12 protein-coding genes and 1 pseudogene are annotated in these 14,568 nt (G+C 38.2%); 9 read left to right on the top strand and 4 right to left on the bottom strand.

The features are described 5' to 3' along the window. The first annotated feature begins 111 nt into the window (after positions 1 to 111). On the top strand, positions 112 to 2,691 hold the full coding sequence (gene clpB / locus J576_RS14505; protein WP_002156879.1) for an ATP-dependent chaperone ClpB: 2,580 nt from the start codon (positions 112 to 114) through the stop codon (positions 2,689 to 2,691). 56 nt (positions 2,692 to 2,747) lie between these two features. Here the strand turns inward: clpB and J576_RS14500 are convergent, their stop codons facing one another. Continuing rightward, entirely contained in the window at positions 2,748 to 3,236 is a 489-nt protein-coding gene (locus J576_RS14500) for a CinA family protein (RefSeq protein WP_002156877.1), read from the bottom strand. A 268-nt stretch (positions 3,237 to 3,504) separates the two neighbouring features. Here J576_RS14500 and J576_RS14495 point away from each other — a divergent pair, with 268 nt between their 5' ends. Then, positions 3,505 to 3,921, top strand: a complete 417-nt coding sequence (locus tag J576_RS14495; protein WP_002156835.1) for a hypothetical protein — start codon at positions 3,505 to 3,507, stop codon at positions 3,919 to 3,921. A gap of 24 nt (positions 3,922 to 3,945) precedes the next feature. Here J576_RS14495 and rlmKL read toward each other — a convergent pair whose 3' ends face one another. Beyond that, on the bottom strand, positions 3,946 to 6,150 hold the full coding sequence (gene rlmKL / locus J576_RS14490) for a bifunctional 23S rRNA (guanine(2069)-N(7))-methyltransferase RlmK/23S rRNA (guanine(2445)-N(2))-methyltransferase RlmL (RefSeq protein WP_025467905.1): 2,205 nt from the start codon (positions 6,148 to 6,150) through the stop codon (positions 3,946 to 3,948). Positions 6,151 to 6,378: 228 nt separating this feature from the next. Here rlmKL and J576_RS14485 point away from each other — a divergent pair, with 228 nt between their 5' ends. The 5 genes from J576_RS14485 (at position 6,379) to J576_RS14465 (ending at position 11,626) form a co-directional block, all read left to right on the top strand. Next, positions 6,379 to 6,723, top strand: a complete 345-nt coding sequence (locus J576_RS14485) for a hypothetical protein (RefSeq protein ID WP_002156855.1) — start codon at positions 6,379 to 6,381, stop codon at positions 6,721 to 6,723. A 123-nt stretch (positions 6,724 to 6,846) separates the two neighbouring features. After that, positions 6,847 to 7,863: an aspartate carbamoyltransferase catalytic subunit gene (locus tag J576_RS14480; protein ID WP_002156826.1), complete on the top strand. Its 1,017-nt coding sequence runs from the start codon at positions 6,847 to 6,849 to the stop codon at positions 7,861 to 7,863. A gap of 12 nt (positions 7,864 to 7,875) precedes the next feature. After that, positions 7,876 to 9,111 carry a dihydroorotase gene (locus tag J576_RS14475; protein WP_002156831.1) on the top strand — a complete coding sequence of 412 codons (1,236 nt, stop codon included), beginning with the start codon at positions 7,876 to 7,878 and terminating at the stop codon, positions 9,109 to 9,111. 213 nt (positions 9,112 to 9,324) lie between these two features. Next, complete coding sequence (locus tag J576_RS14470) at positions 9,325 to 10,743, top strand: OmpA family protein (protein ID WP_002156815.1); 1,419 nt, start codon at positions 9,325 to 9,327, stop codon at positions 10,741 to 10,743. A 103-nt stretch (positions 10,744 to 10,846) separates the two neighbouring features. Next, positions 10,847 to 11,626: a Rossmann-like and DUF2520 domain-containing protein gene (locus J576_RS14465; protein ID WP_002156829.1), complete on the top strand. Its 780-nt coding sequence runs from the start codon at positions 10,847 to 10,849 to the stop codon at positions 11,624 to 11,626. A 14-nt stretch (positions 11,627 to 11,640) separates the two neighbouring features. On the opposite strand, the gene J576_RS14460 is transcribed toward J576_RS14465, so the two are convergent. Then, on the bottom strand, positions 11,641 to 12,267 hold the full coding sequence (locus tag J576_RS14460) for a glutathione S-transferase family protein (RefSeq protein WP_002051077.1): 627 nt from the start codon (positions 12,265 to 12,267) through the stop codon (positions 11,641 to 11,643). Between the two features lie 216 nt (positions 12,268 to 12,483). Between J576_RS14460 and J576_RS14455 the strand changes: the two genes are divergently transcribed. Both J576_RS14455 and J576_RS14450 read left to right on the top strand, forming a co-directional pair. Continuing rightward, positions 12,484 to 13,245 carry a hypothetical protein gene (locus J576_RS14455; protein WP_033855648.1) on the top strand — a complete coding sequence of 254 codons (762 nt, stop codon included), beginning with the start codon at positions 12,484 to 12,486 and terminating at the stop codon, positions 13,243 to 13,245. Between the two features lie 297 nt (positions 13,246 to 13,542). Further along, a complete protein-coding gene (locus tag J576_RS14450) occupies positions 13,543 to 14,292 on the top strand; it encodes a hypothetical protein (protein ID WP_033855647.1) in 750 nt (249 codons plus the stop codon). A gap of 37 nt (positions 14,293 to 14,329) precedes the next feature. Here the strand turns inward: J576_RS14450 and J576_RS14445 are convergent. Further along, positions 14,330 to 14,568 (bottom strand): annotated as a pseudogene (locus J576_RS14445) (IS5/IS1182 family transposase); the annotation flags it as partial.

Here is a 14,568-nt window from a genome sequence, read left to right as displayed (position 1 = left end):
CTCATAGTATTTTTTATAAGATCATGAAAAATATATAAAAAATTATTTGAAATCCGAAAAAGTGTTCCCATCTATTACACAAGTACGAATTTGTTGTGAGGAATAACAAGAATGCGATTTGAAAAATTTACGAACCGCTTGCAGCAAGCCCTCTCAGATGCTCAATCCTTAGCAATGGGTAAAGACCATACGGCTATAGCAGGTATTCATATTTTGAGTACTTTATTGGAAGAGCCGTCTAATATTAGTTTGTTGCAACAAGCAGGTGCACGGTTACCTGAACTTAAACAAAAGCTAGAGCAGGCTTTAAAAGATGCTCCGACTATTGCTAACCCGACGGGCGATGTCAATTTAAACCCTGAAGCAGTTAAAGCGCTTAACTTGGCAGATCGATATGCGCAAAAAGCTGGCGATGAATTTTTGTCGACTGACTGGGTTTTATTGGGCTTAGCAGAAACTGGCGAAACAAAAAATATTTTAAGTGCCGTAGGTGTAACTCCCGACAGCTTACGCAAAGTAATTGAACATATTCGAGGTAGTGACAAAGTCATGAGTAATAATCACGAAGACCAACGTGACTCACTTAATAAATATACAATTGATTTAACTGAGCGGGCTTTATCGGGGAAACTTGATCCGGTCATTGGACGTGATGATGAAATTCGACGCACTATTCAGGTCTTGTCACGTCGTACAAAAAACAACCCTGTACTCATCGGTGAGCCGGGTGTTGGTAAAACCGCTATTGTTGAAGGCTTAGCACAGCGTATTGTCAATGGTGAAGTGCCAGAAGGCTTAAAGAATAAACGTGTTTTATCACTAGATTTAGGTTCATTACTTGCAGGTGCTAAGTATCGTGGTGAGTTTGAAGAACGTTTAAAAGCTGTTTTAAAAGATTTGGCGAAACACGAAGGCGAAATCATCTTATTCATTGACGAGTTACATACACTCGTTGGTGCTGGTAAAGGTGACGGCGCGATGGATGCAGGGAATATGTTAAAACCTGCGTTGGCTCGTGGTGAGTTGCGCTGTGTGGGTGCAACAACCTTAGATGAATATCGTCAATACATTGAAAAAGATGCCGCTTTAGAACGTCGTTTCCAGAAAGTTCTGGTGGATGAACCAAGCGTTGAAGATACCATTGCGATTTTACGTGGTCTAAAAGAAAAGTATGCTACTCACCATGGTGTACAAATTTTAGACTCAGCGATTATTGCAGCAGCGAAAATGTCTCATCGTTATATTACAGACCGTCAATTACCAGACAAGGCGATTGACCTGATTGATGAGGCAGCTTCTCGTATCAAAATGGAGATTGACTCTAAACCTGAAGCACTTGATAAACTTGATCGCCGTTTAATCCAGTTGAAAATGCAGTTGGAAGCGGTGAAAAAAGATGAAGACGCAGGTAGTAAGGCCGAAGTTACTCATCTTGAAAAACAGATCGCTGAAGTTCAGAAAGAATATAACGATCTCGAAGAAGTATGGAAATCTGAAAAAACTTTGGTAGAAGGCACTAAACAAGCTCAGGTTGAACTTGATAAAGCACGTATTGCTTTTGAGAAAGCTCAGCGTGAAGGCGATTTGGCCGAAGCAGCACGTTTACAATATGGCGTTATTCCAGAATTGCAAAAGCAGCTTGAGCAAGACGAAGTTGCTGAAGAAAACGAAGAGCCAAAACTCATTCGTACTAAAGTGACTGAAAATGAAATTGCCGAAGTCGTTAGTGCTGCAACGGGTATTCCGGTTGCGAAAATGATGCAAGGCGAGCGTGAAAAACTCCTTCATATGGAAGAGTTCTTGCATGACCGTGTTGTAGGGCAAGATGAAGCAGTTGTTGCAGTATCGAATGCAGTACGTCGTTCTCGTGCCGGTTTGTCTGACCCGAATCGTCCTAGCGGATCATTCTTGTTCTTAGGACCAACAGGTGTTGGTAAAACTGAGTTGACTAAAGCTTTAGCTAACTTCTTGTTTGACAGCGATGATGCCATGATTCGTATCGATATGAGTGAATTCATGGAGAAACATTCTGTCAGCCGTTTAGTTGGTGCGCCTCCGGGTTACGTAGGTTACGAAGAGGGCGGTGTTTTAACCGAAGCTGTTCGCCGTAAACCATATAGCGTAGTGTTGTTTGATGAGGTTGAAAAAGCGCATCCAGATGTTTTCAATATCTTGCTCCAAGTGTTGGATGACGGACGCTTAACCGACTCACAAGGTCGAGTAGTGGACTTTAAAAACACGGTTATTGTGATGACATCAAACTTGGGTTCACAAGATGTACGTGAGCTTGGCGAAGGTGCCACTGATGATGAAGTACGTACAGTCGTGATGAATGCGGTAAGTCAGCATTTCCGTCCGGAATTTATTAACCGGATTGATGAGCTTGTAATTTTCCATTCACTCAAGAAAGCGCAGATTCGTGGTATTGCGGATATTCAGTTAGATCGTTTACGTTCACGTCTTGTTGATCGTGATATGAGCTTAACTGTAGATGACAGTGCATTTGACTTATTGATTGATGCTGGTTTCGATCCTGTATACGGAGCACGTCCATTAAAACGTGCAATTCAACAACAGGTTGAAAACACTTTGGCTCAAAAAATCTTGTCAGGTGAGTTTGTTGCAGGCGATACCATTTTAGTTAAAGGTGAGCATGGTCACTTGGTCTTTGATAAAATGAAACTCAGCTAAGTTTGTTCTGCTAAAACCGAAAAGAGAATATGGAAACATATTCTCTTTTTTTATATTTAACTTTTATGCTGATTTGAAGATATAAGTGCAATAATTGAGTCTGCCACTTTTTGCGTGAGAGTTTTAAGTTTTTGTTCGGCATGCCCTGATAAAAAATAATGGTAATGATAAATACGTTCTAGATAAGAAATGCAGATAAAAAAAGTACCTACGGGTTTTTCCGTGGTTTCACTTCCGCCATGTTTGAGTAAACCTGTACAACTTACAATAATATCGGCTTGTTGAAATAGGGTTTGACCAAGCCTGCACATTTCTTCAGTTACTTGTGGTGATTCTGCTGTGTAGGTTTCGATTAACTTTGGATCAACTTTTAAAACACTGATTTTAATACTAGGGTCATAACTCACTAATCCGCCCAGTAAAATATCAGCACCACTATTTTTATGAATCGAAAACTGACTGGTTAAGTAACCTGAACTGGCACTTTCAATAAATGCAACTTTAAGTTGAAGATCTTCTAATAATTGACAGCATTGCTGAAGCATTATTCCACCTCGTATGGTGTTTATTTATGAATAAATCTAAATGCAAATACATTATAAAATCACAGTAAGTGATCTGGAGTTATGGTGCAAGTCTGAGATAATAATCTATAAAACTACTTGAATATTCACGAAAGGCCTGTGAAGAATTTCAGATTTTAAAATGATTAATGCTAATTATCGGGAAGTTTCTTTATAACATTGCGACAAGGTTAAAAAGTTGCTAGTTTGATTCGATATAACGAACAATAACAATTTTAGGAAGTAGGTAATGAATAATAAGCAAGGGTATATGCTGGGAGCTTTGAGTGGTGTGTTTGTATTATTATCAAATGCCTGGGCAGCACAACCAATGACAGAAAGTGCGCTAGCCACCCAAACAGGTGCGGTAACCACATCTTTACCCGTCATTATTGCTAAGGCTCAAGATGATGCACAAAAGCCTGAAATAGAGCAGCACCAAGCTCGCAAAGAATTAGGCGATAACTATTTACAAGAAGTTCGCTGGAACTCATTAAGATCGAGTGTGTTATCACCTTATCAAGAACAAAAACAAAATCAGGTAATAGATATTAAAGAAAAGAAAAAATTAGAAATGGTTGCACTACCAGACCGAGCGGACCGCTTTACACGTTATGAGTTTGAGCCAAAAAATGTACATGGTGAAGTTATCATTACCGTAAAGTAATGATAACTTTCTACCAAATTTATATTAGTTCAGACCTAAATGTTGAATTTTCCAAGCGCGGTGGATTTTTTGATTACGTTTAAAATCTGGTCCAATTGTTTCAGAAGTAATTTCTTCAACATTGTATAGCGCTTCAATTTCTTCATCCATCTCAAAGCCACGGTAATTATTTGAGAAGTAAAGCGTACCTTCACTTGTTAAACGGTTCATGGCACGTTTAATAAGAGACACATGGTCGCGTTGTACGTCAAAAGTACCGTAGAACTTTTTAGAGTTAGAGAAGGTAGGAGGGTCAATAAAGATAAGATCGTATTGTTCGTGACCTTCTTTTAACCATTCAAAACAGTCACTTGCAAAGAACATGTGTTGTTCATCTGCATGATCTACAGTTAAACCATTTAAAACGAAGTTTTCTTTAGACCAGCTCAAGTACGTGTTCGATAAGTCGACACTTGTAGTACTTGCAGCACCGCCTAAAGCCGCATGTAAACTGGCTGTAGATGTATAACTATATAAGTTCAGGAAGTGTTTACCACGAGCTTCTTGAGCAATACGTAGACGCATTTGACGGTGGTCAAGGAATAAACCTGTATCAAGATAGTCAGTCAGGTTTACTAAAATTTTAGCCTTACCTTCTTGAACGATAAAACGTTTTGAAGCTGTGCTTTGTTTCGTATATTGGTTAGTACCTGTCTGGCGAGCACGTGTCTTAATAAAAATGGCATCGCGGTTTAAACCGGTAACAGCACGAATTACGGCAAGCGCTAAATTAAAACGTTTTTTTGCTTTCTCAGGATCGATTGTTTTTGGTGGTGCATATTCCTGAACATGTAAGCGATCGCCATATAAATCTACAGCGACATTAAAGTCAGGTAAGTCGGCATCATATAAACGTAAGCAATAGATATTTTCTTTGGTAGCCCATTTTTTTAAGGCAGTCATATTTTTTTGCAAACGGTTCGCAAAGTCTTGAGCTTCTTCCATTTCAACTGGTTGAGCTTGCCAAGTTGCTAAGAATGGCTGTGTTACTTTTTCTGGTTTAATTGCACCGAAACGAATGTAAATTGGTAACTTACCATTCATTAAACGTAAAGTTTCAGGCGCTTCAAAAGCTAAAACGTCTGCTTGTTCAATTTGAGCTGCAATAATAGCTGCATATTGATTTGGGAAATGTTTTTGTAAAAGTGCAGATAGACCTAAATAAAGAGAGCGGTTTGATGCTTTATCACCTAAACGTTCGCCATATGGAGGGTTGGTTACAATAAAAGCTGTTTTCTTTTCAGCAGCAAAATCTGGCCAGTCAGCTAAAGTACGTTCTTCAATTTGGATTTGGCCTAATAGCTTTTCAAAGCCTGCTGCAATAATATTTTCACGAGTTGCTTTTACAGCTTCCCAGTCAGCATCAAACGCATAGAACTTAGGTAGTGGTTGCTCAAGAGCTTTTTCATGACGTTCTGCTGCTTCAGCTTTGAGAGAAAGCCAAAGTTCACGGTCATGACCATGCCAGCCATTAAAGCCAAAACGGCGAACAAGACCAGGTGCGCGGTCAGTTAAAATCATTAATGCTTCAATGATAAATGTACCTGAACCACACATCGGGTCGAATACAAGCTCTGGATTACGTTCTTTAAGTTTGGCTTTTTGTAAAATTGCGGCAGCTAGGTTTTCTTTAATCGGTGCATCTGTCATGTAACGACGGTAGCCGCGTTTATGTAATGAGTCACCAGATAAATCTAGACAATAAGTATGTTCAGTCTTGCCAGCAAGTACATATAACGTAATTTCCGGTTGTTTAGTATCAATACTTGGACGACGGCCGACAGCTTCCATAAAGGAATCGACTACACCGTCTTTTGCTCTAAGCGTTGCAAATTGGGTATTAACTTTAATTTCACGCTCTGCATGTAAGCGAATAGCAAAGGTACTTTGTGGTGCAAAAATAAGTGACCAGTCAAAGCTCATTGCACCTTCGTAAAGCTCTTCCGCTACATCACGTGCATCATGTGTGTGTTCAAGTTCATAAGTATGGATTGGAAGTAAAACACGAGAGGCAAGACGTGACCACATGCAAATGCGATAAGCATGTTCAAGTGTTCCTTCAATGATTAAACGTCCAGCTTTACGTTCTGTCACTTTGGTGCCAAGCTGTTCTATTTCTTCTTGTAAGAGGCTTTCTAAACCATCAGCACAAGTAATCCAATAGTGGTTTAAACGTAAAGAGGTATTCATAAACTCGATTGACCAAAACATATAAATATTAACGATGCAAAGTTTAACTTATTTTGATGTGTAAAGGTTTTTAAATTATTGCAACCTATCACTTGGCAACCAATAAACTGATTTTTAAAGCTTAAATCCTATAAACTGGTATGTATTTTGCTAAACCTCTATGAGTAAAGCTTATTTATTAAATGGTTTTTAACCAATTTTATGATTTGAAAGCATAGGGGAATATAAATGAAAGATATGATGGGGAATGGTTTTGTAGCCAATGCGGAAGCTTTTTCAGTGTCCACACAAATATATGTGCGTATGCGTAGGGTCACAGGACGGGTCATAGATGCATTGTATGTGGTCCAAAATAAAGATTACGCAAAGTATGTAATAGCGCTGGCTTTGGAAACAGATGACGATGAATTAAAACGTTATGTTGAACGATTAAATTCATTGACTGACTCCATACCAGAGCTTCCTCAAAAACAAATCGCGGAAAATGTTCAATTAAACGAAGAAAAAGAAATCACGGCTGAAGACATTTATCGGGCACAAGTTCCGCACCATTATATTGGTGCTTTAAGGTAATATCGGCATGGCCCTAAATTTTCTGGTCAATTTAGGGTCTTATCCTGTAAAGTTCTTCTGCGAAAAAGATGGAATTCAGCTACACTATGCACGTTTTCGCGATTCGACCCATAGGAATCCATTATGCATATTGCAGCATTGCATCAACCGAGCCAGGTTCAGCTCAATCAAGACGGAAATTTAAAACATTTTTTAACGATTGAGGGCCTTTCAAAAGAAAACCTCACTAAGATTTTAGATACCGCTCAAAGCTTTTTAGACGATAATAATAATTTAATTAACCGCCCGCTTTTAGAAGGACGGACGGTGATGAATCTCTTCTTTGAAAACTCCACACGTACCCGTACTACTTTTGAAGCAGCAGCAAAACGTTTGTCTGCCAATGTATTAAACATTGATATTGCACGATCAAGTACTTCAAAAGGTGAGACTTTACGAGATACACTTTGGAACCTCGAAGCAATGGCTGCCGATATTTTTGTAGTTCGCCATTCATCTTCGGGTGCTGCACATTTCATTGCTAAAGATGTATGTCCAAAAGTCGCAATTATTAATGCCGGAGATGGACGTCATGCCCATCCAACGCAAGCGATGCTCGATATGCTCACAATTCGCCGTGAGACGAAAAAACCATTTGAAGATTTGAGTGTTGCGATTATTGGTGACATTAAACATTCTCGTGTGGCACGTTCAGATGTGGCTGCACTTCAAACTCTTGGATGTAAAGACATTCGTGTAATTGCACCAAATACATTATTACCAGTTGGCTTTTCAGAATACGGTGACCATGTTCGTTTGTTCAATAACATGGATGAAGGCGTCACTGGTTGTGATGTGATTATTGCGCTACGTATTCAAAATGAGCGTATTGATTCACCAGCGTTATCTTCGCAATCTGAATTTTATAGAATGTATGGCTTAAACAAAGAGCGCCTAAGTTTAGCTAAACCGGATTGTATTGTTATGCATCCGGGACCAATGAACCGCGGTGTAGAAATTGATTCGAGTATTGCCGATGGTGACCAGTCTGTAATTTTAAAACAGGTTACTAACGGTATTGCAGTTCGTATGGCTGTACTGGCGTTGTCTATGCAAGGGCAACTTCAAGAACAAGGTTTAATTGAAGCGATTGCGTTGTAAGGAATGGATCACATGAGTATTGTAAAAATTGAAAATGTACGTGTGTTAGACCCAATCCAAAAAACAGACAGCGTACAAACTGTATATATTCAAGACGGTAAGCTCGTTGCTCCAGTCGAACAAGTTGAACAAACCATTGATGGGCAAGGCAAATGGTTAATGCCGACCATGGTTGATTTGTGTGCACGTTTACGTGAACCGGGTCAACAGCAGCATGGTACGCTTAAGTCTGAAGGAAAGGCTGCACGTGCTAATGGTATTTTGCACGTGATTACCCCACCAGACTCAAAGCCAATTGTGCAAGACAATGGTGCCCTCATTCATGGCTTGATTGAAAAGGCTTGGCATGACGGCGGTATTCATCTGCATATTATTGGTGCTCAGACTCAAGGCCTAAATGGTAAACAACCAGCAAATATGGCAGGTCTTAAAAAGGGTGGGTGTACTGCTGTTTCAAATGCAAATGCTGCTTTTGAAAATGATGATGTTGTTGTCCGCACGCTTGAGTATGCTGCGGGTCTCGGTCTAACAGTAGTGTTCTATGCTGAAGAGCCGCAACTTGCTAAAGATGGCTGTGCTCATGAAGGCTTTATCGCATCGCGTCAAGGTTTACCAATGATTCCTGCAATTGCTGAAACTGTAGCGATTGCAAAATACTTGCTTATGATTGAAGCGACAGGTGTCAAAGCTCACTTTGGCTTATTATCTTGCGGTGCGTCGGTTGAATTAATTCGTGCAGCAAAAGCGAAAGGTTTACCTGTTACTGCCGACGTCGCAATGCACCAGTTACATTTAACTGAACAATTAACGGATGGCTTTAACTCACTTGCACATGTTCGTCCACCATTACGTTCTGAGCAAGATAAAGAGCTTTTACGCCAAGGTTTAAAACAAGGTGTAATTGATGCAATCTGTACGCATCACGAACCATTAAGCAGTTCAGCGAAAATGGCTCCATTTGCTGAAACCCAACCTGGTATTACTGCATTTGATACTTATGTAGCTCTAGGTATCCAACTCATTAATGAAGGCTTATTTGAGCCACTTGAGTGGGTTACTAAAGTAACAAGTGCTCCTGCACAGGTAGCAAACATGACTGCGCGTTGGCAAGCTGAAGCTGGGTGGGTGTTGGTAGATCCTGAACTAAACTGGACATTAACTAAAGACACTATTTTGTCTCAAGGAAAAAACACGCCATTACTGGGTCAAAACCTTACTGGTAAAGTAGTACAGACTTTTGCTGTATAGTTTTTAATAGTTAAAAGCTTATTCAAAATATAAACAGGCAGATCATAATGATTTGCCTGTTTTGTAAATACTAGATGGAAAATTGTATATAAATTATTTAAAAGACAACAAAAGATTTCGAGCGCATTAGAATAAAAAACTATCAGCAAAGAGAAGTATTTGAATAATCAAAAAATTGCTGGTTACGACGTATAAGATTCGGGAGAATAAACAATGTCGATAAACCCTATAGAACTGCTTAAAGAAAAAGTATCATCAACAATATTGAATAATCAGGATGGATTCCTAGGCGAAAAAACTAACGCGCTCTCTAAGTTTTATCCAATTCTACTTTCATTATTAGCTGCTAAACCTGATCTTATTGGACAGTTAAAAAACAGTTTAACTCCATCATTATCCGATCTTTTTTCTCATAATGACCAAATTAAAAATACGGTACTAACACACCTAAGTGGCACTGCACCATCTGCCGAGATTGAAAGTACACTCAATAGTGCGATCAAACCCAGTCTTAATACGATTTCTGAAGTCGCTGGAAGCGATCAACAAAGCATTGTGAACTATTTACGTCAACATGCGGAAACGATTCGTTCATATTTACCAGGGTGGGCAGTCGGCTTATTAGCTCCATTGGGTATTGGTGCGGGTTTATCATCAGTAACTACATCAACTGCACCTCCGCTTGCAGCGGCAACGGAAACGACTGGTAAATCTCGTGGTTTTTTACCGATTATTGCGCTTATTATTCTTGGTTTATTAATTGCTTGGTTATGGCGCTCTTGCCAGCATAAAGAAGCTACACCTGTACCCGAGAGTACTCCTGCAAGTGGTGTAGCGGCCGCAGCAGCTGCACCTGCTACTTTAACTTTAAGTACGGACGATAAAGGGGCAGTAAGTCAATGTCAGGCAGGCATTGGTGATCAGGGCTTCTTGGCAACTTTACAAACGCAAGTTAAAAAAGTTCTTTCAGGGACTAAAGACTGTAATGTTGATACCAGTCAAACTTATGCTGCTGCATTTACCGATAAAGATGCGTTAGCAGGTGTCCTGGGTGCATTAAAAGGAGTTCCAAACGCGTCTTTAGAATGGGTTGGTGACAAAATCACTTTGAAAGCAGGTGATGCCGCAGCTTTAGAAGCTTTAACTGCAAAAGTAAAAGCACTCGTTCCTCATACTGAAGTTGTTTCAGCTGCACCACAAACAGCTGAGCAATCTGTAAGTAATAGCTTAACTGCTTCACAAACTGCTTTAGGCTCAATTGACCCGAACAATGTAGATGTAAATGCTCTAGTTAAAGCGCTTAACTTGCAAATCATTAACTTTGCGAGTGGTTCAAGTGAAATTCCAGCAGACAATAAAGCCATTCTTGACCAAGCTGCAACACTGTTAAATAAAGTGACTAGTGTGAAATTAAATGTAGGTGGTCATACAGACTCAACAGGTAATGCTGCTGCCAATAAAGCACTTTCTCAACGCCGTGCTCAAGCCGTTGTAGATTACTTAGTTTCTAAAGGTGTAGATGCATCTAAACTTGTTGCCGAAGGCCATGGTTCAGAAAACCCTGTTGCAGAAAACACAACTGAAGAAGGACGCTTTAAAAACCGCCGTATTGAGTTTTCAGTAGCTCAATAATCAATAGACTCACAAAAAAGTTTGATTTTATTGAATTCTGATTTGAAAAAAGCTTCTCATTTTGAGAAGCTTTTTTTATAAAGATCAATATTGTTGGGTTGGTATGAAAATCAGTTTGTTAGGAAGTGGCCGTGTTGCTTTTCATTTGGCAAAGGCACTTTTGGCTAAAGGGCATAACATCGCACAAGTCTATGCGCGTGATTTTGAGAAAACCCAGAAATTTGCAGAACAAATTCAAGCAAAAGCATGTCAGTCTCTTCAAGAGTTTCAAGCGAGTGACTTAATTATTTTAGCTGTTTCAGACAGTGCTATTAGTGAACTTACAATGCAAGTACACGCGTTATTTCCAGAAACGCTTATGGTTCATACTTCGGGTAGTACCAATATTGAAGTTATTAGTAATATTCATAAAAAAGCTGGGGTGTTTTATCCTTTACAGACTTTTAGTTTTGAAAGAGACGTTGATTGGAAAGCCACACCATTATTTGTAGAGGCGACTAATAAAAACGATTTAGTCATACTTTCTGATTTAGCAAATAGCCTAAGTAATCGAGTATATCAATACACCTCAAAACAGCGTTTAACTTTACATTTGGCGGCTGTATTTGCTTGTAATTTTAGTAACTACTGTTTTGATATGGCTAAACAGATTGTAGATGCAGAACAAGTCGACTTTAGCTTGCTTTATCCATTAATTGTGGAAACAGCAAAAAAAGCCACTGAAAATGATCCGAAACAAATGCAAACTGGGCCTGCAGTAAGGGGAGATCAGAATATCTTGGCAATGCATGAGGGGCTATTAGCCCAAGCAGAACGGGATGATTTAAAACAGGTGTATCAACTTTTAAGTGATGGCATCGTGAAGCGCCATCACTCGGACTAGAACTGATTTTAAAATTAAGGTTCGCCGTTATTTCCCCATTTTAAGAAACCCGCACGTTGATTTAAACGTTCAAAATATTGGTCGACATGTTTAAGTGTTGGATGGTCAAAAGGAGTGGCCTTCCAGCGTTGTACAGATAGACCAATTGGAATATCTGCTAGAGTGAACTCAGTACCTGCAACATAGGCTTGAGTTTTTGCAAGTTGTTGATCGAGAATCTGCATATGATGATTCCAGTTATTAATACCTTGTTGTAATAAGTTTGGATCTTGATGATCTGGAGAATGTCTAAGTAGAGACATAATCGTATAGGTCCAGCTGTTATTTAGCTCGATCGCTTGCCAATCAATCCATTGGTCAACAAAGAACCTTTCTTTTGCTTGAGTAGGGTAAAGTTTATGCTCTTTATCGTAAGCATTGGCGAGATAACGGATAATACTGTTGGACTGCCAAAGGACTAAATCGCCATCTAAAACAACAGGAATTTGACCATTTGGGTTTAATTGCAAATATTCTGGTGACTGTGCAGAACGAAAGCCTCGACCCCAGTCTTCTCTTTCATATTCAAGATTTAATTCTTCACATAGCCATAAGACTTTGCGAACGTTAATTGAGTTATCGCGCCCTAAAATTTTTAACATATTGTTTTCTGACTATGGTGAGTTTCAGTAAATTGAATGTAATACAGATTCTTTGATTTTTTAAGATTTAATAATAAAAAAAGATAAGTGAACAAAGAGCGCTTATCAAAGCATAATTTTCTTGATATTTATCATTCTGTTGCGCTAGAAATATACAGACAGTTTTGTATATTTAGTGTTAAGATAATGTGTTTAAAATGAAAATATAAATTCTTAATGTTTCTTAATTTTACAATTGATGATCAAGACAAGATCATAGGGGAAGGCGTAATCCAGGTAGGTTGGTTTCTGGTAGATGATAAGTCTGCATTACTTTATGAACCACCTTATCGAATGCGTTCAAAATCTGAAACCAAGCATGCGAAGTCAGCGAGTCGCTGTCCTGCGGTATTACAACTTGAAAGTCGCTACTTCGTAGTGAATTGTCCTTTTGATTTTCATTTAAGATTTGCCCGAGATGCAAACGGAAAACCGACTTTAGTTAATGTATTAGGCGATCAGTCACCTGTTCGATCCAATAAATTACGCGAGTTGCTAACGTTGGTAAATGAAAATGAATGGCGGACACCCCAAGTGCCAATTCTTCAGCTTAAATTGCCTTACTGTTTTATAGCTGATGAAGTCGTGTATTTAACTCAACTCGATGCATTTGCACATTATCGTAAAAATCCCTTACCTGGAACTATTTTTGGTGGGCGTTTCCCAATTCATATTTGGCCTAGACCATTAATGTGGGCATTTGAATGGCACGACACATCAAAGGATTTAATATTAAAACGTGGTGACCCTTTATTTTACTGCCAGTTTGATGGTTTTGATCCATCACGAACGGTTAAGTTAATTCAAGCAGAAAAAACTCCTGAGCTTATGCATTATATTGAACAAATATCTGGTGTTGTAAATTATATGAATCAAACATTTAATTTGTTTAATGAAGTAGAGAAAATAAGGCCAAGAAAAATATTATATGAAAAATAAATATAGAAATTATTTTAAAATTTGATGAAATTGGTGCTTTTGTATTCAAAGTAATTGCCTTAATTTAAATTTATTCTTATTAATATTGTGAGGATTGTTTTATGTGGAGATTGTAATTTCGTTCTTTGTTATTTTGAATTTAATTAGTTTAATGAGGAAATTTAATTATTTTTAATAAATTTATATTGGAGGTTTTTATTTTAAATTGGTTTGTAGGTATTGATAAGATTGGTGTGATGAATGGTATGTTTGAAGAGAATCATATTAACTGTGAGCTTTTTATTTTTAGGGGGATGTATGAATAAAGAAAAATCTAATATACCTCAAGAAGGGGATATTGTTATATGGAAACAAAATAATAATTTAATTGTTAAAGCAAAATTAGGAGAGCGTAGAATACATATTCCTGATCAATTTGATTCAGAATTTTATCGCCCAGAAAGAGAGCATTATTTAGGACAGTTTCCAATAAATTATATACCTGAAAAATTTGCTTCAATCACTCAAAAAGAGATAGATAGTTTACCAATGCCTGATTCAAATCGGCAATTACAATTTAATTTAATTTTAAGAAACTCAAGTTTTCAGGCTACAGATGGGTATGTGCCAGATCATAAAGATCAAGTGCGAGTTAAGATTGAAGGTCTAACTATAGATATGCGAGAGCAGAAATTAGATACTCATAAAATAATGCTAAATAATTTTAATTCTAAATATGTAGATCTTGAATCTAAGTTCAAAAAAAATGGTTTGGATTGTTATAAAAGGAATATATCTGATAACGCTTTTCTTTGTTATGGATATTCAAAAAATAAGGATGTTACTGGAGTGCTTTTAGAAGTTTTTACTTTGGAAAATACAGTTGATAATCGGTTTGTTCAAATTCGTGGAAATAGTTATGAACCTAATAAATATGGTGGAGTATGGGTTAAATGGGAAACAAATGTAAATAATTGGGAAGAGTGGCAAGAGATTGATAATGCAATTTGGCGTTTATTAGATATCTGGAACGTAGCTCCTTTAGAAGTTAATGGCTTTGTTGCATAAAGCCTTTGACGGCAGAGTTTTCCTAAGTTGCTAAAATTTAGGTTACAACTTGGGTATGAGGTCTGCCTAATTCTGTAAATTTATTTAATACGGCTACGCGTGCATGGATCTCATTCACTTGGCTGTCAAAATTCCTAGCACTGAGTTTATCGCCTAATAACTTGATGCAATGCATCTTAGTTTCAACCAAACTTCGCCGATGATAGCCTGACCATTTTTTCCATAGTGTGCTGCCTAAACGTTTAACTGTTCGAAGTAATTCATTTCGCTCTAGCG

It is taken from the genome of Acinetobacter sp. 766875 (genome assembly GCF_000582055.1).
GTDB lineage: Bacteria > Pseudomonadota > Gammaproteobacteria > Pseudomonadales > Moraxellaceae > Acinetobacter > Acinetobacter nosocomialis.
The sequence above is the reverse complement of the archived record's forward strand: the minus strand, read 5'-3'. Positions and strand labels throughout refer to the sequence as shown.

What these genes read in the sequence shown, in the direction of transcription:
- clpB (WP_002156879.1), top strand. Translation starts at nt 112, where the DNA reads ATGCGATTTGAAAAATTTACGAACCGCTTGCAGCAAGCCCTCTCAGAT.
- J576_RS14500 (WP_002156877.1), bottom strand. Translation starts at nt 3,236, where the DNA reads ATGCTTCAGCAATGCTGTCAATTATTAGAAGATCTTCAACTTAAAGTT.
- J576_RS14495 (WP_002156835.1), top strand. Translation starts at nt 3,505, where the DNA reads ATGAATAATAAGCAAGGGTATATGCTGGGAGCTTTGAGTGGTGTGTTT.
- rlmKL (WP_025467905.1), bottom strand. Translation starts at nt 6,150, where the DNA reads ATGAATACCTCTTTACGTTTAAACCACTATTGGATTACTTGTGCTGAT.
- J576_RS14485 (WP_002156855.1), top strand. Translation starts at nt 6,379, where the DNA reads ATGAAAGATATGATGGGGAATGGTTTTGTAGCCAATGCGGAAGCTTTT.
- J576_RS14480 (WP_002156826.1), top strand. Translation starts at nt 6,847, where the DNA reads ATGCATATTGCAGCATTGCATCAACCGAGCCAGGTTCAGCTCAATCAA.
- J576_RS14475 (WP_002156831.1), top strand. Translation starts at nt 7,876, where the DNA reads ATGAGTATTGTAAAAATTGAAAATGTACGTGTGTTAGACCCAATCCAA.
- J576_RS14470 (WP_002156815.1), top strand. Translation starts at nt 9,325, where the DNA reads ATGTCGATAAACCCTATAGAACTGCTTAAAGAAAAAGTATCATCAACA.
- J576_RS14465 (WP_002156829.1), top strand. Translation starts at nt 10,847, where the DNA reads ATGAAAATCAGTTTGTTAGGAAGTGGCCGTGTTGCTTTTCATTTGGCA.
- J576_RS14460 (WP_002051077.1), bottom strand. Translation starts at nt 12,267, where the DNA reads ATGTTAAAAATTTTAGGGCGCGATAACTCAATTAACGTTCGCAAAGTC.
- J576_RS14455 (WP_033855648.1), top strand. Translation starts at nt 12,484, where the DNA reads ATGTTTCTTAATTTTACAATTGATGATCAAGACAAGATCATAGGGGAA.
- J576_RS14450 (WP_033855647.1), top strand. Translation starts at nt 13,543, where the DNA reads ATGAATAAAGAAAAATCTAATATACCTCAAGAAGGGGATATTGTTATA.